28 protein-coding genes and 1 pseudogene are annotated in these 23775 nt (G+C 73.9%); 6 read left to right on the forward strand and 23 right to left on the reverse strand.

Annotated features, from left to right (window positions below; all coding sequences use genetic code 11):
* Positions 1 to 81: 81 nt before the first annotated feature.
* The 5 genes from KJS59_RS20440 (at position 82) to KJS59_RS20460 (ending at position 5394) form a co-directional block, all read left to right on the forward strand.
* On the forward strand, positions 82 to 444 hold the full coding sequence (locus KJS59_RS20440; protein ID WP_213454554.1) for a YraN family protein: 363 nt from the start codon (positions 82 to 84) through the stop codon (positions 442 to 444).
* Complete coding sequence (locus tag KJS59_RS20445) at positions 444 to 1964, forward strand: YifB family Mg chelatase-like AAA ATPase (protein ID WP_213454555.1); 1521 nt, start codon at positions 444 to 446, stop codon at positions 1962 to 1964. Before KJS59_RS20440 ends, KJS59_RS20445 begins: the two co-directional genes overlap by 1 nt.
* Positions 1961 to 3145 (forward strand): DNA-processing protein DprA, encoded by a 1185-nt coding sequence (dprA, locus tag KJS59_RS20450; RefSeq protein ID WP_213454556.1) that lies wholly within the window; start codon positions 1961 to 1963, stop codon positions 3143 to 3145. The genes KJS59_RS20445 and dprA overlap by 4 nt, the downstream gene beginning before the upstream one ends.
* A gap of 101 nt (positions 3146 to 3246) precedes the next feature.
* Positions 3247 to 4188, forward strand: a complete 942-nt coding sequence (locus KJS59_RS20455; RefSeq protein WP_213454589.1) for a tyrosine recombinase XerC — start codon at positions 3247 to 3249, stop codon at positions 4186 to 4188.
* 21 nt (positions 4189 to 4209) lie between these two features.
* Entirely contained in the window at positions 4210 to 5394 is a 1185-nt protein-coding gene (locus KJS59_RS20460) for an aminotransferase class V-fold PLP-dependent enzyme (protein WP_376771217.1), read from the forward strand.
* On the opposite strand, the gene KJS59_RS20465 is transcribed toward KJS59_RS20460, so the two are convergent.
* The 13 genes and pseudogenes from KJS59_RS20465 to KJS59_RS20525 form a co-directional block, all read right to left on the reverse strand.
* Positions 5334 to 5999: a M23 family metallopeptidase gene (locus KJS59_RS20465; RefSeq protein ID WP_213454557.1), complete on the reverse strand. Its 666-nt coding sequence runs from the start codon at positions 5997 to 5999 to the stop codon at positions 5334 to 5336. The genes KJS59_RS20460 and KJS59_RS20465 overlap by 61 nt on opposite strands.
* 87 nt (positions 6000 to 6086) lie before the next feature.
* A complete protein-coding gene (locus KJS59_RS20470) occupies positions 6087 to 6605 on the reverse strand; it encodes a GNAT family N-acetyltransferase (RefSeq protein WP_213454558.1) in 519 nt (172 codons plus the stop codon).
* 7 nt (positions 6606 to 6612) lie between these two features.
* The gene (locus tag KJS59_RS20475; RefSeq protein WP_213454559.1) at positions 6613 to 6936 is read right to left on the reverse strand and encodes a DUF2469 domain-containing protein; all 324 of its coding nucleotides are present in this window, start codon (positions 6934 to 6936) and stop codon (positions 6613 to 6615) included.
* Positions 6933 to 7724, reverse strand: a complete 792-nt coding sequence (locus KJS59_RS20480) for a ribonuclease HII (RefSeq protein ID WP_213454560.1) — start codon at positions 7722 to 7724, stop codon at positions 6933 to 6935. Before KJS59_RS20480 ends, KJS59_RS20475 begins: the two co-directional genes overlap by 4 nt.
* On the reverse strand, positions 7718 to 8239 hold the full coding sequence (locus KJS59_RS20485; protein ID WP_249714537.1) for an NUDIX hydrolase: 522 nt from the start codon (positions 8237 to 8239) through the stop codon (positions 7718 to 7720). Before KJS59_RS20485 ends, KJS59_RS20480 begins: the two co-directional genes overlap by 7 nt.
* A 72-nt stretch (positions 8240 to 8311) precedes the next feature.
* Positions 8312 to 8953 (reverse strand): signal peptidase I, encoded by a 642-nt coding sequence (gene lepB, locus KJS59_RS20490; protein WP_213454561.1) that lies wholly within the window; start codon positions 8951 to 8953, stop codon positions 8312 to 8314.
* 3 nt (positions 8954 to 8956) lie between these two features.
* A complete protein-coding gene (gene lepB / locus KJS59_RS20495) occupies positions 8957 to 9847 on the reverse strand; it encodes a signal peptidase I (RefSeq protein ID WP_213454591.1) in 891 nt (296 codons plus the stop codon).
* A gap of 205 nt (positions 9848 to 10052) precedes the next feature.
* Positions 10053 to 10409: a 50S ribosomal protein L19 gene (rplS, locus tag KJS59_RS20500; RefSeq protein ID WP_213454562.1), complete on the reverse strand. Its 357-nt coding sequence runs from the start codon at positions 10407 to 10409 to the stop codon at positions 10053 to 10055.
* A 158-nt stretch (positions 10410 to 10567) separates the two neighbouring features.
* Positions 10568 to 11239, reverse strand: a pseudogene (trmD, locus tag KJS59_RS20505) (tRNA (guanosine(37)-N1)-methyltransferase TrmD); the annotation flags it as partial.
* A 13-nt stretch (positions 11240 to 11252) separates the two neighbouring features.
* Positions 11253 to 11789, reverse strand: a complete 537-nt coding sequence (gene rimM, locus KJS59_RS20510; RefSeq protein WP_213454564.1) for a ribosome maturation factor RimM — start codon at positions 11787 to 11789, stop codon at positions 11253 to 11255.
* Positions 11789 to 12052 carry an RNA-binding protein gene (locus KJS59_RS20515; protein WP_213454565.1) on the reverse strand — a complete coding sequence of 88 codons (264 nt, stop codon included), beginning with the start codon at positions 12050 to 12052 and terminating at the stop codon, positions 11789 to 11791. Before KJS59_RS20515 ends, rimM begins: the two co-directional genes overlap by 1 nt.
* Complete coding sequence (rpsP, locus tag KJS59_RS20520) at positions 12024 to 12503, reverse strand: 30S ribosomal protein S16 (RefSeq protein WP_213454566.1); 480 nt, start codon at positions 12501 to 12503, stop codon at positions 12024 to 12026. The genes KJS59_RS20515 and rpsP overlap by 29 nt, the downstream gene beginning before the upstream one ends.
* A 270-nt stretch (positions 12504 to 12773) precedes the next feature.
* Positions 12774 to 13319 carry an isochorismatase family protein gene (locus KJS59_RS20525; protein WP_213454567.1) on the reverse strand — a complete coding sequence of 182 codons (546 nt, stop codon included), beginning with the start codon at positions 13317 to 13319 and terminating at the stop codon, positions 12774 to 12776.
* Positions 13320 to 13692: 373 nt separating this feature from the next.
* Here KJS59_RS20525 and KJS59_RS20530 point away from each other — a divergent pair, with 373 nt between their 5' ends.
* On the forward strand, positions 13693 to 14202 hold the full coding sequence (locus tag KJS59_RS20530) for an ImmA/IrrE family metallo-endopeptidase (protein ID WP_213454592.1): 510 nt from the start codon (positions 13693 to 13695) through the stop codon (positions 14200 to 14202).
* A 162-nt stretch (positions 14203 to 14364) separates the two neighbouring features.
* Here KJS59_RS20530 and KJS59_RS20535 read toward each other — a convergent pair whose 3' ends face one another.
* From KJS59_RS20535 to KJS59_RS20580, 10 genes are all read right to left on the reverse strand, one after another.
* A complete protein-coding gene (locus tag KJS59_RS20535) occupies positions 14365 to 14568 on the reverse strand; it encodes a hypothetical protein (protein WP_213454568.1) in 204 nt (67 codons plus the stop codon).
* A complete protein-coding gene (locus KJS59_RS20540; RefSeq protein ID WP_213454569.1) occupies positions 14565 to 15215 on the reverse strand; it encodes a DUF402 domain-containing protein in 651 nt (216 codons plus the stop codon). The genes KJS59_RS20535 and KJS59_RS20540 overlap by 4 nt, the downstream gene beginning before the upstream one ends.
* 14 nt (positions 15216 to 15229) lie before the next feature.
* On the reverse strand, positions 15230 to 16636 hold the full coding sequence (gene proS / locus KJS59_RS20545) for a proline--tRNA ligase (protein WP_213454570.1): 1407 nt from the start codon (positions 16634 to 16636) through the stop codon (positions 15230 to 15232).
* 24 nt (positions 16637 to 16660) lie between these two features.
* Positions 16661 to 17743 carry an amidohydrolase family protein gene (locus tag KJS59_RS20550; RefSeq protein WP_249714539.1) on the reverse strand — a complete coding sequence of 361 codons (1083 nt, stop codon included), beginning with the start codon at positions 17741 to 17743 and terminating at the stop codon, positions 16661 to 16663.
* 5 nt (positions 17744 to 17748) lie between these two features.
* Positions 17749 to 19305 carry a signal recognition particle protein gene (ffh, locus tag KJS59_RS20555; protein ID WP_213454571.1) on the reverse strand — a complete coding sequence of 519 codons (1557 nt, stop codon included), beginning with the start codon at positions 19303 to 19305 and terminating at the stop codon, positions 17749 to 17751.
* 55 nt (positions 19306 to 19360) lie between these two features.
* Positions 19361 to 20017 (reverse strand): response regulator transcription factor, encoded by a 657-nt coding sequence (locus KJS59_RS20560; protein WP_213454572.1) that lies wholly within the window; start codon positions 20015 to 20017, stop codon positions 19361 to 19363.
* Entirely contained in the window at positions 20014 to 21123 is a 1110-nt protein-coding gene (locus KJS59_RS20565) for a sensor histidine kinase (protein ID WP_213454573.1), read from the reverse strand. Before KJS59_RS20565 ends, KJS59_RS20560 begins: the two co-directional genes overlap by 4 nt.
* Positions 21120 to 21935 (reverse strand): ABC transporter permease, encoded by an 816-nt coding sequence (locus tag KJS59_RS20570; RefSeq protein ID WP_249714541.1) that lies wholly within the window; start codon positions 21933 to 21935, stop codon positions 21120 to 21122. Before KJS59_RS20570 ends, KJS59_RS20565 begins: the two co-directional genes overlap by 4 nt.
* Positions 21928 to 22806 carry an ABC transporter ATP-binding protein gene (locus KJS59_RS20575; RefSeq protein WP_213454574.1) on the reverse strand — a complete coding sequence of 293 codons (879 nt, stop codon included), beginning with the start codon at positions 22804 to 22806 and terminating at the stop codon, positions 21928 to 21930. The genes KJS59_RS20570 and KJS59_RS20575 overlap by 8 nt, the downstream gene beginning before the upstream one ends.
* 112 nt (positions 22807 to 22918) lie before the next feature.
* Positions 22919 to 23755, reverse strand: coding sequence for a GntR family transcriptional regulator (locus KJS59_RS20580; protein ID WP_213454575.1), 837 nt, complete (start codon positions 23753 to 23755; stop codon positions 22919 to 22921).
* Between the last annotated feature and the right edge of the window lie 20 nt (positions 23756 to 23775).

Here is a 23775-nt window from a genome sequence, read left to right on the forward strand (position 1 = left end):
GGTTGCCCACAGTGGGCGGGTTGTCCCCAGGTTGATGAGTGGGCGGTTGGCGGGGCGGGGCGGGCGGTCCACGGTGGGCGCATGACGAAGGTGAGACGGGCCGTCGGGGCGTACGGGGAGCGGGTCGCCGCCGAGCACCTGCGGGCCGCCGGGTTGGTGGTGCTGGACCGCAACTGGCGCTGCCCGGAGGGCGAACTGGACATCGTCGCCCGGGACGGGGCGGGCACCCTGGTCATCTGCGAGGTGAAGACGCGGCGCACCGGCGCCTTCGGGCCGCCGATCCTGGCGGTGCACCCGGCGAAGGCGCGGCGGCTGCGCCGGCTCGCCGCCGCCTGGCTGGCCGCCACCGGGGTGCAGCCGCGGGAGGTCCGTTTCGACGTGGTGTCGGTGCTGCCCCAGCGGCAGGGGCCGGCCCGGGTGGAGCACGTGCGTGGGGCCTTCTGATGAGCTACGCGAAGGTGCTCTCCGCCGGCCTGGTGGGCCTCGCCGGCCATCCGGTCGAGGTCGAGGCGGACCTGGCCGCCGGGCTACCCGCCGTGGCCCTGTCCGGGCTGCCCGACACCGCGCTGCACGAGGCGCGGGACCGGGTGCGCGCGGCGATCGTGAACTCCGGCGAGTCGTGGCCGAACCGCCGCATCACCGTGAACCTGCTCCCCGCCACGCTGCCGAAGTTTGGCTCGGGGTTCGATGTCGCGATCGCGCTCGCCCTGCTAGCCGGCGCCGGCGAGTTGCCGCTGGCGCCGCTGCAGGGTGTGGCCGTCCTCGGCGAGTTGGGCCTGGACGGAACGGTCCGCCCGGTGCGCGGCGTGCTGCCGATGGTCGCGGCGGCGGCGGGGGCCGGGGTGGCGCGGGTGGTGGTGCCGGTCGCCAACGCCCGTGAGGCGGCGCTCGTGCCCGGCCTGCGGGTCCGCGCGGCCGACACGCTGCACCGGCTGATCGCCTATGTCCGCGACGGTGCCCCGCTGCTGGAGCCGCCCGAGGCACCGCCGGGAAACGAGGCGGCGGGGCTCGACCTGGCCGACGTGAGCGGCCAACTGCTCGGCCGGCGGGCGCTGGAGGTGGCCGCGGCCGGCGGGCATCATCTCGCGCTGATCGGTCCACCGGGTGCGGGCAAGACCATGCTCGCCGAGCGACTGCCGTCGATCCTCCCGGAACTGGACGACGAGACCTCGCTGGAGGTCACGTCGGTGCACTCGATCGCCGGCACGCTGCCGCCCGGCGCACCGCTGCTGCGCCGGCCGCCGTTCCAGGCGCCGCACCACACCACGAGCGTGGCCGCGCTCGTGGGTGGCGGCAGCGGGCTGGCCCGCCCGGGTTCACTGTCGCTGGCCCACCACGGCGTGCTCTTCCTGGACGAGTGCCCCGAGTTCAGCGCCCGGGCACTGGATGCGCTGCGCCAGCCGCTGGAGCACGGCACGGTCCTGATCGCGCGCAGCCGGGGCACCACCAAGTACCCCGCCCGCATCCAACTGGTCATCGCCGCGAACCCGTGCCCCTGCGCGAAGCCGGGCGGCAAGCAGTTCTGCGAGTGCGCCCCCGCGGTGCGCCGGCGGTACCTCGGCCGGCTCTCCGGCCCGCTACTGGACCGGATCGACGTCCAGGTGAACCTGCCTCCGCTCAGCGCCGCGGAGTTGCTGGCCGGCGGCACGCCGAACGAGCCGTCCGGTCCGGTCGCGGAGCGGGTCGCCAAGGCGCGGGCGGCCGCCGCGGCGCGGTGGAGCGAGGGCGGCTGGCGCACGAACGCACGGGTGCCGGGCGCGGTCCTGCGCCGCTCGCCGTGGCGCCTGCCGAACCGGGACACCACCGGCCTGCGCCGGCTCATGGACAGTGGCGAGCTTTCGGCCCGCGGCTTCGACCGGGTTCTGCGGCTCGCGTGGACCATCGCGGACCTGGACGGCCGGAGCCGTCCGGACGCGAGCGACCTCGGTGAGGCCACGATGCTACGCACGGGGAGCCGGCCATGACGGAGCCGCTGCACGAGATCCGGGCGGCGCGGACCGCGCTGACCTGGCTGATCGAACCGGGCAACGAGGCGATCTGGCGGCTGGTCCAGCGGCACGGCCCCGTGGCCGCGCTCGCCGGGCTCATGGACGGCACCCTGGCCGACGGTGCCCTGCGCGCCGCCGCGCGGACCAGGCTCGCCGACGCCGACCCGCGCCAGGTCGCCGCGCTGGCGCTGGAACGCGCCGAACGGCTCGGCGCCCGCGTGCTGATCCCCGAGGACGGCGAGGAGTGGCCGGCCCAGGTCGCCGACCTGACCCGGATGGCGCGCGCCGGCGCCACCGCGACCGACCGGGACGCGTTCCCGCCGCTGTGCCTGTGGGTGCGCGGAGGCTGGCCGGTGGCGGAGGCGCTGGAACGGTCGGTGGCGGTGGTGGGCTCGCGGGCCGCCACCCCGTACGGCGCGCACATCGCGTCGGACCTCGCGTACGGGCTGGCGGACCGGGGATGGACGGTCGTGTCCGGCGGCGCCTTCGGCGTCGACGCCGCCGCCCACCGGGGCGCCCTCGCCGCCGGCGGCCGGACCGTGGCCATTCTCGCCTGCGGCATCGACCGCAGCTACCCGGTCGGCAACGCCGCGCTGCTCGACCGGATCGCCGAGACCGGCCTCGTCATCAGCGAATGGCCACCAGGCGCCGCACCGCACCGCCACCGGTTCCTCATCCGCAACCGGGTCATCGCGGCGGCGACCGCCGGAACCGTGGTGGTCGAGGCGTCGGAGCGCAGCGGGGCGCTGCACACCCTGCGCCGCGCGGCGCGGATCGGGCGCCCGGCGATGCTCGTCCCCGGGCCGGTGACGTCGGCGATGTCGGTCGGCTGCCACGAGTTCCTCCGCGACGAGCCGGCCGCCCGCCTGGTCACCGGCGTGGCGCACGTCCTCGAGGAGGTGGGGCGGATCGGTGCCGACCTCGCCCCGCCGGTACGCGGCCCGGAGCGCCCCGAAGACCGGCTGGACCCGGTGCTGAACCGGATCCTCGACGGCGTGCCGACCCGTACGCCCGCCGGAGCGGAGGAAATCGCGGCGCGGGCCGGTGTCGACCTGCGCAGCGCCATGCGCGCCCTCCCCGCGCTGGTCCTCCAGGGCTTCGTACGGCAGGAGCCGGGCGGGCTCTTCACCCTCGCCCCGCGCCGCAAGCGCGGGTGATCCGGTCCGCGATCCCGCAGCTGTGGCGCACGGCATGGAAAGAGGGGCGGTGATGACGCGCGTGCTTAACAGTTCAGGCCGTACGGTCAATGCTCATGGGCATGGTTCGGCGTGGGCGCGGCACCGAACAGACACACACGGAGCTGCCGGGCGAAATGCGCGACGCGGTAGACGCGTTCGCACGGCACCTGTCCAGCGTGGAGAACAGGTCCGCGCACACCGTCCGGGCCTACGTGGCGGACATCGTCGCCCTACTCGACCACGCCGTCCGCATGGGCTGCCCGGACCCGCGCGGACTGGACATCACGGTCTTGCGGAGCTGGCTGGCGAAGATGCGCACCTTCGGCGCCGCCCGCTCCTCGCTGGCCCGGCGGGCGGCGGCGGCGCGCACATTCAGCGTCTGGGCGCACCGGGAGGGCCTGCTCGACACCGACGTGGCGGCTCAGCTCGCCAGCCCGAGGGCGCACCGCGAACTGCCCTCGGTGCTGCGCGCCGACCAGGCCACCAAACTGCTGACCGCACCCGGCGAGGAGACATCCCCGGTCCTGCTGCGGGACCGGGCCGTGCTGGAACTGCTGTACGCAACCGGCGTGCGGGTATCCGAACTGTGCGGGCTGGACCTGCCCGACGTGGACCACGGCCGCCGGGTGGTGCGGGTGCTCGGCAAGGGCGCGAAGGAACGAACCGTCCCCTTCGGACAGCCGGCCGACGATGCGCTCGCCGGCTACCTGCGCCTGGGCCGGCCCGCCCTGGCCGCACCCGACAGCGGCAACGCGCTCTTCCTCGGCGCGCGCGGCGGGCGCCTGCAAACCACGGGGGTGCGCCGCCTCGTCGGCCGCTACGCGCGGGCCGCCGGGCTCCCGCACACGGCGCCGCACGGCCTGCGCCACTCCGCCGCCACCCACCTGCTCGAGGGCGGTGCGGACCTGCGCTCGGTGCAGGAACTACTCGGCCACTCAGCCCTGTCCAGCACCCAGATCTACACCCACGTCTCGGTCGAGCGGCTGCGGGCGGCGTACCGGCAGGCGCATCCGCGGGCCTGAACGGCCCCCGACCCGTACGATCTGCCTGTGGGAGACCGAGGTCACCAGCCGCCGGCGGCGATCCCCGGCGGCCGGCTGCTGTTCTCCCTCGACCCGGCCGTCGCCCACCTCAACCACGGCTCGTTCGGCAGCGTGCCGATCAGCGTTCAGCGGGCGCAGCAGCGGCTGCGGGACGAAGCGGAAAGCAACCCCCTGCGCTTCCACACCGTCGGCCTCGTCGACCGCATCGCGCACACCCGCCGGCACCTGGCGTCCTTCGTCGGTGCGGACCCCGCGCTCACCGCGCTGGTCGAGAACGCGACCGTTGGCACCAACCTGGTGCTCGGAAGCCTCCGCCTCGGTGCCGGCGACGAGATCCTCACCACGGACCGCGGGTACGGCGCGGTGCGGCTCGCCGTCGACGTCACCTGCCGGCGCACGGGCGCCACCTCCCGCACCGTCAACATCCCGCTGGACGCCGCCGACGACGCGATCGTCGCCGCGCTGGCCGCCGCCCTGCGCCCCGGCCGCACGAAACTGCTCATCGTCGACCAGATCACCTCGTCGACCGCCCGGCTGCTCCCGGTCACCCGCATCGCCGCCGCCGCCCGCGCGCAAGGGGTCCCGATCCTGGTCGACGGGGCGCACGTGCCCGGCATGCTGCCCGTCGACGTGACCGCCATCGGCGCCGACTTCTGGGTCGGCAACTTCCACAAGTGGGCGTTCGCCCCGCGCGGCACCGCGCTGCTCACCGTCGCCCCGGCGTGGCGGGAACGGATGGAACCCCTCGTCGTCTCCTGGGAGCAGGAGTCCGGCTTCCCCACCAACGTCGAGTGGCGAGCCACCGCCGACTACACCAGCTGGCTGGCCGCGCCCGCCGGCCTGTTCACGCTCCGCACCCTGGGCGTCGACGCCGTCCGGGCCCACAACACCGCCCTCGCCGCCTACGGGCAGCGGGTCATCGGTGAGGCTCTCAACCTCCCGCCCGCCGAGCTGCCCGACCCGGGTGGCCCCGTCGCCATGCGCCTCATTCCCCTCCCGGCGGGCATCGCCACCACCCAGGACGCCGCCGCGGCGCTGCGGCAGCGGATCGGCGAACAACTCGCGGCCGAAGTCAACATCGCGGCCTGGAACGGTCGCGGCTACCTGCGCGTGTGCGCCCAGGTCTACAACCGACCCGAGGAGTACGAGCGCCTGGCCCGGTCGCTGCCCACCCTGCTGGGCTGACCCACCCACCCGCGCGGCCCCGATCCCCGCAAGCCGGCCCGCAGGCGCGCACGGCCGGATCGGGCCGGCAGACGGGAAACGGCCAGCGGCGACGGTAGGAGGCGCACCCGGGCCTGGCCGAGGAGGGCGAGCGGGTCAAGGTAGACGGAGCCGCTCCGGAGACCCCAGTGGAGGCAGGCGGGCGCCGGGCAGCCGGCGTGACCCGGCATCAGGACGCCGATCGGCGCGCCGGCGGACACGATCTCTCCGGTTCTCACCGTCGGCTCCACCGGTTCGTAGGTGGTGCGCAGTCCGTTGGGGTGGTCGACGCTCACCACACCGCGGTCCACGACCCGACCGGCGAAGTGGACGCTGCCCGCACCGGCGGCACGGACCACCGCTCCCGGGGTGGCCGCCAGGTCGACGCCGCGGTGACCGGCGAGCCACCGCGCGGCCGGCGGGTCGAACGGGCGGACGACGGCCGGGGACCCGTCCAGCGGCCAGCGATAGGGCGCCTCGCCGGGCGCTCGCGCGAGAACACGGGCGCTGCCAGCCATGCCCGCCGACGGGGACAGTGCGATGCAGAGGGCGACGGCCACCGCGGCAGCCCATCGGTACACCTTCATGGCGGCAGCATGGCCGCCCGCCGTGCCCGCTGCCACCGCGCCGCCATCAACCTGTGGACGGCGGGCGACCTGTGGACAACCGCCGGGCTAGAGGGTCCGGCGGAATAGCATGCGGTCCTCGCCCGGGCCGCTGTAGTCGGGCAGGCGCACGGCGGTCATGCCGATCGCGGTGTGGAAGGCGATCGAACCGGTGTTGCCGGGGGTGGTGATGGCGTGCAGTTCCTTGGCGCCGGCCTCGCGGGCGCGCGTCTCGAAGGTCGCCCACATCCGGCGGGCCAGCCCGCGACCGCGGTGCGAGCGGCGGGCCGCGACGACGTGGACGTAGCCGATGCCATCGGCGGTGACGGCCCCCAGCAGGTAGGCGACGGCGGCCGACCGTGGCGGGTTCAGCAGGCCCGGAACGGCGCCGGAGACCGGGGCGACGGGCACGGTCAGGTCGCGGATGACCAGGCCGTGGCCGGCGAACTGCCGGAACCAGACCGGGTGGTGCAGATGCGTGGTGTCACGGCCGTCCCAGAAGTCCCGCTGGGCGGCCAGCAGTTCGGCCCGGACGGCGATGGGGTCCTGGCTGCTGAGGGGCATGGCGACCAGGTGGCGTTCGGTCACGGCGCCGTCAGCCGCCGAAGCTGGAGTCCGTGGGGAGCGAGATGTCGGGCTTCTCCAGTTCCTCGACGTTCACGTCCTTGAACGTCATTACTCGGACATTCTTCACGAACCGGGCCGGACGATACATGTCCCAGACCCAGGCGTCGTGCATCTCCACCTCGAAGTAGACCTCGCCGTCCGAGTTGCGCACGTGCAGGTCGACCTGGTTGGCCAGGTAGAAGCGGCGCTCGGTCTCCACCACGTAGGAGAACTGGCGGACGATGTCCCGGTACTCGCGGTAGAGCTGCAGCTCCATCTCGGTTTCGTACTTCTCGAGATCTTCCGCGCTCATCGAACCCCGCCTTCCATGGCCCCATCTTCCCCCACCAGCATCGGCGACCGCGCCGTGTCGCCGCACGCCACGCCGACCGTACCCCCTGGCGGGTCCGATTGACCCGGCGCGGGCGGCTCCGGCGGGAGGAGCCCGCGGCGCCTGCGGTCCGCGGCGGCGACGTTCACGTACGAGAAGCGGTGCTCCGGGCAGGGCCCGTGGCGCTCCAGCGCGGCGGCGTGCTCGGGCGTGACGTAGCCCTTGTGCTCGGCGAAGCCGTAGTCCGGGTACCGCTCGTGCAGGTCGCGCATCAGCCCGTCCCGGGTGACCTTGGCAAGCACGCTGGCGGCGGCCACGCAGGCGGCGACCTGGTCGCCCTTCCAGACCGCCAGGCCGGGCACGCCGAGGCCGTCCACGCCGAAGCCGTCGGTGAGCACGTAGTCGGGGCGGACCGCCAGCGAGGCGAGGGCCCGGCGCATCGCCGCCAGGTTGCAGACGTGCAGGCCACGGGCGTCGACGTCGCCGGGCGGGATGACGACCACCGCGTACGCCAGGGCGCGGGCGACGACCTCGGCGTAGATGCGCTCGCGGGCGGCACGGGTGAGCAGCTTGGAGTCGGTGAGCCCCTCGATCTCGCCGCGGCGGCCCTCGGGGAGCAGGGCGGCGGCGGCCACCAGCGGGCCGGCGCAGGCGCCGCGGCCGGCCTCGTCGGCGCCGGCGACGTAGCGGAAGCCGCGGCGCTGGAGGGCCCGCTCCAGGGCGTAGATCCCGGCCTCGCGGCGCACCACGGTGCGCGGCGGCGTCAGCACGAGTGAATCCCCTTCCCGTCCGCGACCGCCGCGCCGGCACCACCGATCTCGCCGCCAGCGGGGGACAGCAGGCGTGCCATCAGCTCGGGCAGGTCGCGCGGGTAGACGGGCTCGTCGGCGGCGACCAGTTCGGTGACCGTCCACCAGCGGTGGGTATCGATCGAGCGGCGCTCGACCGGGTCGAAGCCGGCCGTGTCGATCTCGAACGCCGGTGCACGGAGCAGGAAGAACACCTGCTCCTGCCGGTACCGGTGACCGTCGAAGGGGAACTCGGCCACATCGCGCCAGACCGGGGCGCCGAGATCGGCGGGGGTGACCGCGAGACCGGTCTCCTCGGCCACCTCGCGCGCGGCGCCCTCCGCCGCGGACTCGCCGTCGCGCAGCCCGCCGCCGACGGTGAACCAGTAGCGGACCTCGGGAGTAACGGGATCCCAGCCCCGGAACAGCAGGACGCGGTCCGCCTCGTCGACCAGGATCACACGGGCGGCGGAACGCCGCAACGGCACCTCGGTCACCCGCCCAGAGTACGCACCGCCCCGGGACCGCCCACGACAGACACCCGCCGGCGGCGAGAGCCCCCGCACGGGCTACTTCGGCGCCGGGTCGGGGATCTTGTCGAACGGCTTGGGGACCGTGAGCCAGGTGGCGCGCCCCACCGGCCAGAAGATCGCGAACGCCCGGCCGATCACCGCGTCCTCGCTGATGGTGGCGTCGTTGACGTCGCCGCCGCTGTAGTGCTCAAGGGAGTCGCCGGAGGCGGCCCGGTGGTCGCCCATCACCCAGAGCCGGCCGGCGGGGACGGTGATGTCGAAGGGCTCCTTGGCGGGGGCGTCCTGGATACCGCCCTCGTTGGTGTAGATGTACGGCTCGTCCAGCGATTGGCCGTTGATGACCAGGCGGTTCTGCGGGTCGCAGCAGACCACCCGGTCGCCGCCGACGCCGATGACGCGCTTGATGAAGTCCTCGCCCTCGGGGCCGGTGCGCCAGTCCGCGGGGGCCTCAAAGACGATGATCTCCCCGCGGTGCGGGGAGCGGAAGTCGTAGACGAGCTTGTAGACGAGCACTCGGTCGTCGATGTTGAGCGTGTGCTCCATCGACGGGGATGGAATATAGAACGTCTGCAGCACGAACGTCCGAACCAGGATGGCGACCAGGATCGCCACGCCCAGCAGGATCGGCAGTTCCTTCCAGAACGAACTGCGGCGGCGTTGGGTGTGCTCGTCAATCACGCGTCAGAGCCTACGTCCTCGGCGTGGTGACCGAAGTCCGGAACGCGCGGCGAACGGCAGCGCCAGGAGGACGGGGAGGATCACGACGATTCCGCCCCCTCCCTTGGGCGGGGCGGAGCCGCCCGGGTTCGCCGGGGCGGCCCGCTCGGAGCCCTGCGGGACCACCTGCGGCGCCACCGGCGCGGACCCGGACGCCGGTGCCGCCGGCACGCCGTCGAAGGTGTCGCCGGGCAGCGGCAGGGTGTCCCAGTGGTTGCTGGGCCAGACGATCACGAAGGCCCGGCCGATCACGTTGCGGATGGGCACCGGGCCCTGGCAGCGGGAGTCCTGCGAGATGGCGCGGTGGTCGCCCATCACCCACAGATGGCCGGGCGGCACCACCACCTCGGCGAACCGGCGGGGCCCGCACTCGCCGTTGCTGCTCGGCGGCACGTCCAGCGGCGAGTCGCGCACTACGTACGGCTCGTTCAGCGGGTACCCGTTGACCGTGACCCGGCCCTGGCCGTCGCAGCACGCCACGTGGTCGCCGGGCAGGCCGATGACCCGCTTGATGAAGTCCTTCTCGTTGGGGCGGCTGACGCCCACGAGATCCCCGATGGTCTGGCCGAGCTTGCCGGCGAAGCCGGTCGGCGTGGCGGTGGTGCCGGGCTCGGGCGCCCACCGGTCGGTGCCGCGGAACACCACCACCTCGCCGCGGTGCGGGTCCCGCACGTCGTAGACGACCTTGTTCACCAGGACCCGGTCGCCGATCAGCAGGGTGTCCTGCATCGATCCGGACGGGATGAAGAACGCCTGGAGCAGGAACGTGCGGATCAGCACGGCGAGGCAGAACGCGACGATCAGCAGCAGCGGTAGCTCCTGCCAGAGCGGCATGTGCTGCCGGCGGCGACGCATCCGCCGGCCCGGCAGCGGCTCCGGCTCATCCGGGGGCGCCGCGCCCTGGGGTACGCGACCCACGGCACGACTACCGCCCGCGGCACCGGATCCGGTGTCCTGCGGGCGGTAGGGCGAATGATCGCGCGCGCCGCGTTCGCGGTCGAAGCTCTCCCCGTACGTCACCGTGGCCAGCGTACCGCTCGAGACCGCTGATGCTCGTCGATCAGCTGGGCAGCTTTTCCCGCTTCTCCTTGATCTTGGCGGCCTTGCCGCGCAGCTCGCGGAGGTAGTAGAGCTTGGCCCGGCGCACGTCGCCCCTGGTCACCATCTCAATGCGGTCGATGCCCGGGCTGTTCACCGGGTAGGTGCGCTCCACGCCGACGCCGAAGCTGATCTTCCGGATGGTGAACGTCTCGCGCAGCCCGGAGCCCTGGCGGCGGATCACCACACCCTGGAAGACCTGCACCCGGGAGCGGTTGCCCTCGACGACCCGGGCGTGCACCTTGAGCGTGTCGCCGGCGCGGAAGTCCGGGATGTCGGTCCGCATCGACTGGGCGTCGAGCGAGTCCAGCGTGTTCATCGCTGCTGCTTCCTCACGACTAAGGGGCACACCCGGCACACCCGGCGTGCGATCTTTCACGAAACCTTGGGCTCGCCGCCCGCCCGCGAGCGCGGCCGGTCGCGGCAACCTCCCTACTTTGCCACATGAGTCCCTCGGACCCGAAATCAGGGCGGCGGCAGCAGGTCCGGCCGGCGCTGCGCGGTCCGGGCCAGGGACTCCTCCCGGCGCCAGCGGGCGATCTTCCCGTGGTCGCCGGAGCGCAGCACCGGGGGCACCTCCCGCCCCCGCCACACCGCCGGCTTCGTGTAGACCGGCGCCTCCAGCAGGCCGTTGGCGTGCGACTCCTCGGTCAGCGACTCGGCGTTGCCGAGCACCCCGGGCAGCAGCCGGGTCACCGCCTCCAGGATCACCAGGACCGCCACCTCACCGCCGAACAGCACGTAATCCCCGAGCGACAGTTCGTGGACCGGCATCCGGTCCGCCGACTCGTCCAGGACCCGCTGGTCGATGCCCTCGTACCGGCCGCAGGCGAAGATCAGGTGCGGGGCGCCGGCCAGGTCGTGGGCGATCGCCTGGGTGAATGGACGACCGGCCGGCGTCGGGACCACGAGGGTCGAATCGGCGCGGGCGAGCCCGTCCAGCGCCAACCCCCACGGCTCCGGGCGCATGACCATGCCCGGCCCGCCCCCGTACGGGCTGCCGTCCACGGTCCGGTGCACGTCGCTGGTCCAGGTGCGCAGGTCGTGCACGGCCACCTCGAGCAGCCCGGCCTGCCGGGCCCGCCCGATCAGGGACAGGTCCAGCGGCGCCAGGTACTCGGGGAAGATGGTGACGATGTCGGTGCGCACGGGTGGCGTCCTATCACAGGTCGAGCAGGCCCTCGGGGGCGTCCACCACGACCCGGCCGCCGGCCAGGTCCACCTCGGGCACGATCGCCTTGACGAACGGGATCAGCGACTCCCGGTGCTCGGGTCGGCGCAGCACCAGCAGGTCGGACGCGGGGGCGTGGTCGACCCGGACCACCTCGCCGAGCGTCTCCCCGGCCGGGGAGACGGCGCTCAGCCCGATCAACTGGTGGTCGTTGAACTCGTCCGGGTCCTCGGGGGCGCCGACCCGCGAACTGTCCACGCCGAGCACGACGCCGCGCAGCGCCTCGGCCAGATTGCGGTCGTGGACGCCCTCGAACGCGACGATGAGGCGGTCCTGGTGTGCCCGGACCGCCTCGATCGTGAGCGTCGCCGGCACCTGCCACGCCCCCGGCGGCGCGGGCCGGTCCACCTCGGTGGCCAGCACCGCCCCGGGCGTGAACCGGGCCGCCGGCTCGTCGGTGCGGACGGCGACGATGACCTCGCCGCGGATACCGTGCGGCTTCGCCACGTGCCCGACGTACAGGAGCATCAGTACGAATCGACGATGTCCACGCGCACGCCGCGCCCGCCAATGGACCCGATCACCTGCCGCAGCGCCTTGGCCGTCCGGCCGCCGCGCCCGATCACGGTGCCGAGATCCTCGGGGTGCACCCGCACCTCCAGGCGCTTGCCGCGCCGGGAGTCGATCATCCGGACGCGCACGTCATCCGGATGATCGACGATGCCCTTGACGAGGTGTTCCAGCGCCGGGCGCAGCGGGGCCTCAGCCCTGCTGCTGGCCTGCGTCCGCACCAGGCTGCTCCTCGGTGGTGGTTGCCTCGGCCCGGTCGCCCTTGCCCTCGACGGGCTTGGCCGCCTTGGCCGCCTTCTTCGACGCCCTGGCCGGCGCCTCGGCCGCCACGCCAGCCGCGGCCTGCGCCTCGGCCTCGTACCGCGCCTTGCGGTCGGCCCGCTCCGGCGCGGTCAGCAGCGGCGGCGGGGCCGGCAGGCCCTTGTACTTCTGCCAGTCGCCGGTCTTCTCCAGCAGCCGCTGGACGGCCTCGCTGGGCTGGGCGCCGACGGACAGCCAGTACTGCACCCGGTCGGACTTGACCTCGATCAGCGAGGGCTCCTCCTTCGGGTGGTAGATCCCGACGTACTCGATCGCCCGGCCGTCGCGCTTGGTGCGCGAGTCGGCGACGACGATGCGGTACTGCGGGTTGCGGATCTTACCCAACCGCATGAGCCGGATCTTTACGGCCACGTTGTGCTCGCTCCTACCTGGCTGAAAGCTGAGCGCACCGGCAGGCACCGTGGGGTGGCGCCAAGCGGCGGCTCGGGACTGGCATCGCGTCCGGGTTAGAGGGCGCCGGACGCGCACCGGATACCAGCGCACCATTCTGCCAGACGCCACCCCCGCCCACCGAATCGGCGCCCCCACCCCGCCGACCCCTTCGCCGACTTTGGGGTTATGGCGTCCGGTTTCGGGCTTATACACCGGCTACGACTCCAAGATTGGCGGCGCGGGAGCGGGTTAGAGCAGGTCGGCCGCGCTCACCACGCGCCCGAAGTTGCCCTCGATGTTCGCGGCGGTGACGGCGGCGAACTGGTCCGCCGTGACATCGCCCTCGGTGAAGGTGTACGTCGCGTCCAGCGCGAACAGCACGTCGTACCCGAGGTCGCCGGCCAGCCGCGCGGTGGTCTCGCAGCAGCGGTTGGTCTGCACCCCCGTCACCACCACCTGCCGGACGCCGTTGGCGGTCAGCCAGGCCCCAAGATCCGGCGTGCCGTGGAAGGCCGAGTGCACGCTCTTGACGACCTCCAGCGCCGGCGACAGCCCCGCCACCACCGCCTTGTACGCGTGACCGGGGTGCTCCGGGCGCAGCGGCGACGCGGGATTGGTGGACGCGTGCCGGACCCGCACGACCGGCCGCCCCGCCGCCGACCAGGCCGCCGCGAGGGCCGCGATGTTCGCCTCGGCCTCCGGGTTGTTGCGCTTACCCCAGTAGGACTCGTCGTCGAAGGCGGCCTGCACGTCGATGACCAGCAGCGCGGCGCCTGCGTCCAATGCGATCGTCATGCCGTTGATCGTGCTGGTCCGCCCGTACCCGGACGAGTGGCAGCCAAGCCAGCCCTCGCAAGATTCCCGCCACATTCCACATCGATACCAGGCTGACCTCCTGGTACCGGGGAACGTCCGCCAGATGGTCGACCTGGGGCTGCTGTCCGTGGCGGCACCCCCCCCGCGGTCCCGGCCGTCACCGACGCGTCGTCGGCGGCGGACGCGGCGCGGGCGGTGCGCGAGGTACTCGGCATCGGTCTCGAGCCCGTCCCGTCCATGTCCGACACCTGCGAAAGGCTCGGCCTGTTGGTTCTGCCTACGCAGCTTCCCGGTGACGGCGCTTCGGTCAGTGTGGGCGGCCTGGGCGTGGCGGTGATCAGTACGGCCGGCGATCCGGGTCGTCGCCGCGCACGAACTGGGGCGTTTCCTGATCGGTGACGAGTACTCGTCCGACCTCGCCGTGCACGCGTCACGAAGTGAGCGGGAGGCACTGATCAACTCGTTCGCCGCCGAGTTCCTCCTGCCGCGGGGCGCCGTCCGGGCACAATGGAGCACCGTCACGGCAGATCCCGGCAACGGCAGGACGGCAGCGGTCAGGCTGTCCGCGCGGTACCGCGTCTCCTGGACCCTCACCCTCCAGCAGCTACGCAACGCACGGGCCGTCGGCGCCGAGCCGCTCACCCGCTGGCGCAACACCGCTCCGACCAGAGCGGAGCTGTTAGACGCCGCGGGATGGGAACCCCGGCCGGACCTTCTCCCAGGACAGGTTCCGCCACGTTACGCCCGCGCCGTTCTGGCCGCCTTCGCACACGGGTTGATCAATGCCGCGCGCACCGTTGAGCTGCTGCACGGGCAGGTGACGGCCGAGGACCTACCGCCGCGCCAGGAGGACGCGGAATGACTATGCCGACGCAGCGGCGAGGGCAACGGTGCCTCGTGCGGGCTGACGGCCGCGTCCGCGAGCGCGACTGCCCTGCGGCCCGGGCGAGTTCACGGCGTGGGCCGCTCGGGTCGGCCTGCCGCTCGATCCGCTCCCCGCCGGCGCGCGGGACGCGACCGATGTTCACGAAGACGCGCGGGGCCTTTCCCAGCCGTGAGGGCGGGTGGGGTCGGGCCATGCCGGGTCGGGGCGGAAGTCCGGCATGGAGCCGTCGAACGGGAACCGGCCCGCTTCGGCCAGCGCCACCGGCTCCTCCCCCGCCGCCCGGATTCGCTTCGCCTCCTCGGCGGTCCGCCGCAGGATCGCGCGGACGGGGGTGAAGGTCATACGATCACCGGGGGTCGGTCCCAGCCGGGCACCAACGGCGGCGTCGGCCAGGCGGGGTCGGGGTGGAAGTCGGTCCAGGTGCCGTCGAAGGGGAAGTCGCCCGCCTCGATCAGTTTGACGACCCGCTCGCCTTCGGCGCGCACCGCCGCCTCGTCCGCCACCCAGTATTGCCCGGGGTGGGCGAGGCGCTCGGTGAACTCGTCCTCGTCCTTCCACTCCCAGGTGCGGTCCGGGCGTACGACGATGTCCAGATCCTGGTCGACCATGTCGACGCCGGTCGCGCCGCCCGGGTCGGACCAGCGGACGGCGGGCTCCTCAAGGTTGACGTACCAGGCGGTGAAGCGGTCGGTGTCGTCGCGGAACCACCAGACGGAGTGGGCGGCGTCGGGCGGCATGAGTTTGAGCACCCCGGGCCCGGCCCACTCGCCGACCACGGGACGGTGCGGACCGCGCGCCCACTCGATGAACGGCAACTCACGCAGGAAGCGGCCGTCGTGGTACGCCTCGTTGACCACCGTGGTGCCGCGGGCGACCCAGACCAGCAGACCGCGCTCGTCGTCGCTGACCACGCGGGCCGGGCGCACCCAGGCGATCCGGCCGCGGCGCACGTTGCGGTGCAGGATGACCTCGCCGGGGGTGAACCGCATTCCGGGCGGCCCGCTCAGTAGGCGCGGGCCAGGACCGCCAACAGGTCGGGTTCGGTTTCCGAGTCGGGGACCGAGCCGTCCGGGCGGATCAGGCAGCGGACCGTGACCGCCTGCGTGTTGGCCTTGCGCTCGCCCTGCTCGCCGACCGCCGACCACGGCACCCGGGCCCACCCGGTGGCGGCCGCCTCGATCGCGTCGTTGAGGTTGGTCACGTCGACCGTGTTGGCCTCGCGCCGGGCCAGCGCCTCGTCGTGCAGGGCCTGCTGGTCGGCGGCGAGCGCCGCGGTGACCGCGCCCACCACGTCGGGCACCGCCGTCGGGGTCTTGCCGCCGTCGACGCGGCGCACCACGGTCACGGTGCCGGCGGCGAGGTCCCGCGGGCCCACCTCGATCCGGACCGGGTACCCCTTGAGCTCGGCGTCCACGGCGCGCCGGCCGAAGGCCGTGTCCACCCGGTCGTCGAAGCCGACCCGGACGCCCGCGTCGCGCAGCGCGTCCCGGATCTTCGCCGCCGCCTCGGCCACCCCGTCGCCGGACTTGACGATCATCACGTACGCCTGGATCGGCGCCAGCCGGGGCGGCACCCGCAGCCCGTTGTCGTCGCCGTGGCACATGATCATGCCGCCGAGCATCCGGGTGGACGTGCCCCAGCTCGTGGTCCAGGCGTACTCCCGGCCGCCGGTCGGGCCCGAGTACGCGATCTCGAACGCCTTGGCGAAGTTCTGCCCCAGCTCGTGCGAGGTGCCCAGTTGCAGGGCCTTGCCGTCGCCCATCATGCCCTCGAGGGTGAGCGTGTTGGTGGCCCCGGCGAACCGCTCACCGGCCGTCTTGCGGCCGACCAGCACCGGGATGCCGACCACGCCGACCAGGAAGTCCTCGTACACCTCGTGCAGGATCTTGCGGGCGTAGTCGCGCGCGTCGGCCTCGGTGGCGTGCGCCGTGTGCCCCTCCTGCCAGAGGAACTCGGAGGTGCGCAGGAAGACCCGGGGCCGAAGCTCCCACCGGACCACGTTGGCCCACTGGTTGAGCAGCAGCGGCAGGTCCCGGTACGAGTCGACCCACTTGGCCATGAACTCGCCGATGACCGTCTCGCTGGTCGGGCGGACCACCACCGGCTCGGCCAGTTCCTTGCCGCCGCCGTGGGTCACCACCGCCAGCTCCGGCGAGAAGCCCTCCACGTGCTGGGCCTCGCGGCGCAGGTAGCTCTCCGGGATGAACAGCGGGAAGTACGCGTTCTGCGCGCCGGCCGCCTTGATCCGGGCGTCCATCTCCGCCTGCATGCGCTCCCAGATGGCGTACCCGGCCGGTCGGATCACCATCGTGCCGCGGACCGGGCCGTTGTCGGCCAGCTCCGCCTTCGCGATCAGATCCTGGTACCAGCGGGGAAAGTCCTCCGCACGGGGAGTGAGCACGCGCGCCATGACCGCACATCCTAGCCGGGAGGGTTACCGGGGCCGGCCCCGGAGCACGAGGTGCCGGGGGTTGCGCAGCGCCCGCAGGTCCACGCGCGGATCCTCGTCGTAGACGGTCAGGTCCGCCAGCCCGCCCTCGACCAGCCCCGGCACGCCGAGCCACTCCCGGGCGCCCCAGGACGCGGCGGCCAGCACCTCCTCGACGCCCAGGCCGGCGTGCTCGCGCAGCAGCAGCATCTCCTCCACCGCCAGGCCGTGGTCGATGCCGCCGCCCGCGTCGGTGCCCACGTAGATCGGCACGCCGGCGCCGTGCGCGGCGCCGACCAGCGCCGGGAAGCCGTCCCGCAGGGCCAGCATGTGCTTGGCGTACCCCGGGAACTTCTCCCGCGCCCGGTCGGCGATCTCGCCGAAGGTCTGAATGTTGATCATCGTGGGGACCAGCGCCGTGCCGCGCCGGGCCATCTCCTCGATGATCTCCGGCGAGAGCCCGGTGCCGTGCTCCACGCAGTCGATGCCGGCGCGCACCAGGGTGGCGACCGCCTCCTCGCCGAACGTGTGCGCCGTGACCCGCGCCCCGGCCGCGTGCGCCGCCTCGACGGCCGCCGCCAGCGTCGCGTCGTCCCAGGCGGGGCCGAGGTCGCCGCGGCCCCGGTCCAGCCAGTCGCCGACCAGCTTGACCCAGCCGGTCCCGGCCGCCGCCTGCTCGGCCACCGCCTCGGCCACCCGCTCCGCCGGCACCTCCAGTCCGATGTCCCGCAGGTACCGCTTGACCGGCGCCACGTGCCGCCCCGCCCGGACCAGGCGCGGCACGTCCGGGTCGCCGTCCAGTTCCGGATACGGGATGGGCGAGCCGGCATCCCGGATCGCGAGCACCCCCGCCTCCCGGTCGAGGACGGCCAGGCGCTTCGCCTGCGCCACGGACGTGATCGGCGTACCACCCCGCGCGATACCGATGTGGCAGTGCGCGTCCACCAGCCCGGGCAGGATGAACCCGCCGTCGACCAGGGTGGTCGCCCCCGGCACCGGCTCGAACGTGACCCGGTCACCGACCAGCCACACGTCGCGCACCTCGTCGTCGGGGAGCAGGACTCCCCGCACGTGCAGCGCCTCCGCCACCCGGCTCACTCCTTCGGCGGGCGCTTGGTGAGCTTGTTGAAGTCGATCTTCGGAAGGGTGAAGCCCGGGGGGAGGCCCTCGGCGCCGGTCAGCGCGCCCGGGTCCAGACCCGGCGGGAGCTGGGGCACACCGCCCGGGAAGCCGCCCGCGCCGATCCGCGGCGCACCCTGCCCTCCGCTGCGCGAACGCTGCGAACCCTTCGCGTTCTTCCGCTTGTTCTTCGGCGACTTGGTGGCCTTGCGCCGGCCGGGCAGGCCCATCATGCCGCCCATCTGCTTCATCATCTTCTGCGCGTCGGCGAACCGGTTGAGCAGCTGGTTCACGTCCATCACCGTGACCCCGGAGCCGTTGGCGATGCGGGCCCGCCGGGAGCCGTTGATGACCTTCGGGTTCTGCCGCTCGCCGGGGGTCATCGACCGGATGATCGCGGTGATCCGGTCGAAGTGCTTGTCGTCCAGCTCGGCGAGCTGGTCCTTCATCTGCCCCATGCCGGGCAGCATGCCGAGCACGTTGGCGATCGGCCCCATCCGCCGGACCGCCATCAGCTGCTCGAGGAAGTCCTCCAGCGTGAACCGCTCGCCACCGAGCAGCTTCGCCGTCATCTTCTCCTTCTGCCCGGCGTCGAACGCCGACTCGGCCTGCTCGATGAGCGTGAGCACGTCGCCCATGCCGAGGATCCGGCTGGCCATCCGGTCGGGGTGGAAGACGTCGAAGTCCTCCAGTTTCTCGCCGGTGGACGCGAACAGGATCGGCTGGCCGGTCACGTGCCGGACCGACAGCGCCGCGCCGCCGCGCGCGTCGCCGTCCAGCTTGGACAGCACGACGCCGGTGATGCCGACGCCGTCGCGGAACGCCTCGGCGGTACTCACCGCGTCCTGGCCGATCATCGCGTCGATCACGAAGATGACCTCGTCCGGCTGGACCGCGTCGCGGATCGCGGCCGCCTGCGCCATCATCTCCGCGTCCACGCCGAGCCGGCCGGCGGTGTCGATGATGACGATGTCCCGGGCGGCCCGGGTGGCGTGGTCGATCGAGCGGCGGGCCACCTCGATCGGGTCACCGACGCCGTTGCCGGGCTCCGGCGCGTACACCTCGACCCCGGCCCGCCCACCGAGCACCTGGAGCTGGCCGACGGCGTTGGGGCGCTGGAGGTCGGCGGCGACCAGCATCGGCTGGTGGCCCTGCAGGCTCAGGTGCCGGGCCAGCTTGCCGGCCAGGGTGGTCTTACCGGAGCCCTGGAGACCGGCCAGCATGATCACGGTCGGCGGCTGCTTGGCGAACCGGAGCCGGCGGGCCTCGCCGCCGAGGATGCCGACCAGCTCCTCGTGCACGATCTTGATGACCTGCTGCGCCGGGTTCAGCGCCTGCGACACCTCGGCGCCGCGGGCGCGCTCCTTGACGGCGTTGATGAACACCTTGACCACCGGCAGGGCGACGTCCGCCTCCAGCAGCGCCAGGCGGATCTCCCGCGCGGTGGCGTCGATGTCGGCTTCGGTCAGCCGGCCCTTGCCGCGCAGCTTCGTGAAGATGCCCGAGAGGCGGTCGCTGAGAGTGTCAAACACCCTGCAAGGGTAGCCGGAACCCGCCCGGACCCGCCGGGCGCCGCCGGCCTGCCGGTCAGGGGTCGACGAGGCCGGACTGGTACGCGAACACGACCAGTTGCGCCCGGTCCCGGGCGCCGAGCTTGACCATGGCCCGGCTGACGTGGGTGCGGGCGGTCGCCGGGCTGACCACCAGCCGCTCGGCGATCTCGTCGTTGCTCAGCCCAGCACCGACCAGCCCCACGATCTCGCGCTCCCGCTCGGTCAGCGACCCCAGCCGGGGGTGCGGCCGGGGCACCCGGGCCGGCCGGGTGGCGAACTCGCGGACCACCCGCCGGGTCACCGACGGCGACAGCAGCGCCTCCCCCTCGGCGACCAGCCGGATCGCGCGCAGCAGTTCGGCCGGCCGGGTGTCCTTGATCAGGAAGCCGCTGGCGCCGTGCCGCAGCGCGTCGAAGACGTACTCGTCCAGCTCGAACGTGGTCAGCACGATGACCCGGGTGGCGGCCAGCGCCGGGTCGGCCACGATCCGCCGGGTCGCCTCGATGCCGTCGATGCCGGGCATCCGCACGTCCATCAGCACCACGTCGGGGCGCAGGTCGGTGGCGAGCCGCAGCGCGGCCAGCCCGTCCGCGGCCTCGCCGGCCACCGTCAGGTCGTCCTCGCTCTCCAGCAGGGCACGCAGCCCCAGCCGGACCAGGTCCTGGTCGTCGGCGATCAGCACGGAGATCATCGAGCCGCCACCGGCAGCGTGGCCCGCACCCGGAAGCCCCGCCCGTCCCGGGGGCCGGCGGTGAACTCGCCGCCCACGGCGGTCACCCGCTCCCGCATGCCGCTGATGCCGTGCCCCGCCGCGAACCCGGCGGCACCGGCGCCCGTATCGAGCACCTCGATGTCCACGGCGCCCTCCCGGTACCCGACGCGCACCTGGGCGGTGGTCGCGCCGGCGTGCCGCAGCACGTTGGTCAGCGACTCCTGCACCACCCGGTACGCGGCCAGGTCCAGCGCCGCGGGCAGGTCGTGCGGCTCGCCGGTGGTGGTCAACGTCACCGGGACCCCCGCCGCCCGGACCCGCTCCAGCAGGTCGGCCAGGCGCCCCAGGCCGGGGCCGGGCTGGCGGGGGGCCCGGACGACGGTCAGCGTGGCCCGCAACTCGTCCAGCGCCTCCCGGCTGGACCGGCCGATCGCGGCCAGCGCCTCCCGGGCCGGCTCCGCCCCGGGGACCGGCCGCTTGGCGAGCAGGTGCAGCGCCACCTCGGCCTGCATGGTGATCGCCGCGAGCCCGTGCCCCACCACGTCGTGCACCTCCTGGGCGATGCGCAGGCGCTCCTCGTCGGCGTACCGGCGCTGCGCCTCGGCCCGGCCGCGCGCCTGCCCCTCCTGGTACAGCCGCAGGCTCAGCCCCACCGCGAAGGGTACGACGATCCACGCCGACGCGGGGACCACGGCGACCAGCCCCAGCGGCTGCGCCGCGTTGACGAAGACGTGTACCAGCAGCAGCGGCAGCGCCGCCAGGCAGCCGATCGTGGCGCGCAGCGGCGGCTCGTGCCGGGCCACCGAGTACACCGCCACCATGAACGAGAGCAGGACCGGCCCGTACGGGTGGCCCAGCGCCAGGTACGCCGAGGTGGCGACCGTGGTGACCGCGAGCGTGCCCAGCGGCCACCGCCGCCGCAGCGCGACCGACAGGGCGGCGGCGGCCACGAGCGCGTAGCCGACCGGGTCCGGCGGGATCGTCCCGGGCTGGCGCCGGCCGGCCGGCTCCGAGCCGAACTGGCCGATGACGAGCAGGGCGGCGGCCAGCGCCGCATCCGCCGCCCACACCCGCCCGCGCGTCACAGCACGTCCCTCCGCCGCAAGATCGCCCCACCGAGGATCGCGAAGCCCACCAGGTACCCGACGAGGACGATTGTCGCCTGTCCGGCGCCCACCAGGCGCTCCACGCCCGGGGTGTCGGCGGCGCCGAGCGCCGCGACCAGGGAGCCGGCGTTCGGCCCGGGCAGCCCCTTCTGCGCGGTCGCCACCCAGGACAGCAGCGGCGCGGCGATGCCGGCCAGCAGGTTCTGCACGGCCAGCAGCCAGACCAGGCCCAGCCCGATCGGCAGCGCCACCGAGCGCAGCGTGATCGCGAGCAGCCCGCCGAGCGCGGCCCACATGAGCGCGATCAGCCAGCCCGCGGCCACCCCCTGGGCCAGGTCGCCGGCGGACGGCCAGTCGGCGGGTGCCGACTCGGCGGCGGCGATCAGGGCGCTGGCACCCGCCCCGGCGGCGAACACGGCCAGCACAGTGACCAGGCAGGCCACCGCCAGGACGGCGAGCTTTGCCCCGTACACCCGGATCCGCGACGGGCCCTGGGACAGGACCGTTTTCCAGGTGGCCCAGCCGTATTCGCCGCCGACCACGAGCACGCCGAGGATCAGCACCAGCGCGCCCAGGAACACCGGCAGGCCGCCCAGCGAGTTGCCGACGAGCCGGGCCGGCAGCATCGCCGGCAGCCCGCCCACGGTGCGCACCCCGGCCGTGCCGCCGGCGTAGGACGCGTACGGGATCAGGTACGTGAAGGTCAGGGCCAGTACCAGCGCCACCGCCAGCAACAGCCACGCCGCCGGGCGCCGGACCAGCTTCATCAGTTCCGCGCGGACGCTACCCACGGTGGTCCCCCTCCCGCTGTGTCAACTCCAGGAAGATCTGCTCAAGCTCCCGCTCCGCCGGCCGCAGTTCCCGCACCGCGACCCCCGCGCCGACCAGCTCGGCGTTGATCTTCGCCGCCTCGGCGGGCCCGGCGGCCAGGTCCAGGGCGTCGCCGCGCACCCGCACCCGGTCGGCGCCCAGCAGCGCCCGCGCCCTGGCCGCGGCGCGGTCGAGCGGCTCGGCGACCACCCGCAGCCCGGCCCCGCCGCGCAACTCGGCGACCGTGCTCTCCGCGATCAGCCGCCCGCCCGCGATCACCCCGACCCGGTCGCAGACCTGCTGCACCTCGCCGAGCAGGTGGCTGGAGAGCAGCACCGTGCGCCCCGCCGCGCCGAGCCGGCGGATCAGCGTGCGCATGTCCGCCATGCCGGCCGGGTCCAGGCCGTTCGTCGGCTCGTCCAAGATCAGCAGCTCCGGGTCCTTCAGCAGCGCCGCCGCCACGCCGAGCCGCTGCTTCATCCCCAGCGAGTACCCCGCGTACCGGCGCCGGGCCGCACCGGCAAGATCAACCATTTCGAGGACGGGGGTGATGCGCGCCTCCCCCACGCCCGCGTACCGGGCGAGCACCCGCAGGTTGTCCCACCCCGACAGGTACGGGTAGAAGGCGGGACCCTCGATCAGCGCACCGACCCTCGGTACCGCGACCTCGACGCGACCCGCCGTGGGGCGCACCAGACCGAGCAACATCCGCAGCGTGGTGGTCTTCCCGGCGCCGTTCGGCCCGAGGAACCCGTAGACCTCGCCCGACCGCACGGTCAGGTCGAGGCCGTCCACGGCGACGACCTCCCCGTACCGCTTGGTGAGGCCGTGTGTGACGACAGGATTTCTCATGCCACCGACCCTCCCGGACGGGACGCGGCGCGGCGTCGTGCGCCGAGCGGCACCGCCGGTACGCACGGGAACGTACGCCGCGGCCGGCGCCCCGGCCCGCGGACGGGTGGGTTCAGTCGACGGGCAGGCGGTAGACCAGGTCGTAGCGGTCACCGGGGAACACGATGTCGGCGGTCTCCACCGGCCGGCCGGCGGCCAGGTACGTCCGCTCGATGAGCAGCACGTGCGCGCCCCGCTGCGGCAGCACCAGCGCCTGGCACTCGCGCGGCGACGCCGGCCGGGCGGTGACCCGCTCGACGAACTCGTCCACCCGCACCCCGATCAGGTCCATCCGCGGGACCACCCCCACCGCCGGCCCACCCTCCGGCCACTCGACCGGCGTGCCCCCGGTCAGCGCCACGGGCTCCCACGACGTCGACAGCTGCACCGGCTCCCCGTCCGCCAGGAACCGGTACGCCGTGCGCATGACCGGCTCGCCCGGTTCGATCGCCAGCCGTACCGCCACCCGCGTGTCCGCCGCCTCCCGCGCGCTCTCGTGCTCGCAGGACCCGCTGTGCCCGGCCCGCGTGGCGTCCCGCGCGAACGGCGACGCCGACCCGCTCCCGCCACGCGCCGACCGGACGGCGGCGTGCCGCGTGATCCGCCGCACGACCCGCACGTACACCCCGGAGCCGCGTCGCCCCTCGACCAGCCCTTCGCTCTTGAGCAGCGAGACGGCCCACTTCGCCACGGTGCTCGACACCGCGTACCGCCGCCGCAGCTCCGCCTCGGTCGGCAACTTCCCGCCCGGCGGCAGGTCCCCCGCCATGATCCGCTCCCGCAGATCGGCCGCGATCCGCAGATACGCCGGCGCGGACCGTCCGGGCACCGGGCCGGCACGCATCGCGCCCTTGCTGCTGGGGTCGGTGGGCATCGGGTCGCTGGTCGGCTTCGGGCCGGTGTCGGGCATCGGGCATCCCCTCCCAGGGC

The sequence above is a fragment of the Rhizomonospora bruguierae genome (genome assembly GCF_018397995.1).
Classification (GTDB): domain Bacteria; phylum Actinomycetota; class Actinomycetes; order Mycobacteriales; family Micromonosporaceae; genus Rhizomonospora; species Rhizomonospora bruguierae.